Annotated in this window: 1 protein-coding gene; it reads right to left on the reverse strand. The window is 64.5% G+C overall.

Going from position 1 to position 279, the window contains the following annotated elements; all coding sequences use genetic code 11:
• A partial coding sequence (locus SB689_RS22930; protein ID WP_410694368.1) for an ABC transporter permease subunit occupies positions 1–279 on the reverse strand: 279 nt, incomplete at both ends.

The raw sequence follows: 279 nt of genomic DNA on the forward strand, positions 1-279 counted from the left end.
GAAACAGAGACCCCAGTCCGTAGTAGAGAATCCACAGCTGAAGCAGCAACGGGGTGCCGCGAATCAGATTGCAGAATCCCCGCGCCAGCCACGCCAGCGGACGTGGCCCTCGTGCCTGCGCCAGCCCCAGCGGAATGGCCAGCAGGAAGCCCGCCACACTGGTGGAGACCAGCAGTATAAGCGTCAGCAGTATGCCTTTGCCGATCTCGCCGCGGTACTGGGCGACCCACTCCCAGTGCATCTGGGTGCCGATCGCCACCAGGATGGCGGCGACACTCG

The sequence above is a fragment of the Chryseobacterium sp. SIMBA_038 genome (assembly GCF_046535115.1).
Classification (GTDB): domain Bacteria; phylum Bacteroidota; class Bacteroidia; order Flavobacteriales; family Weeksellaceae; genus Chryseobacterium.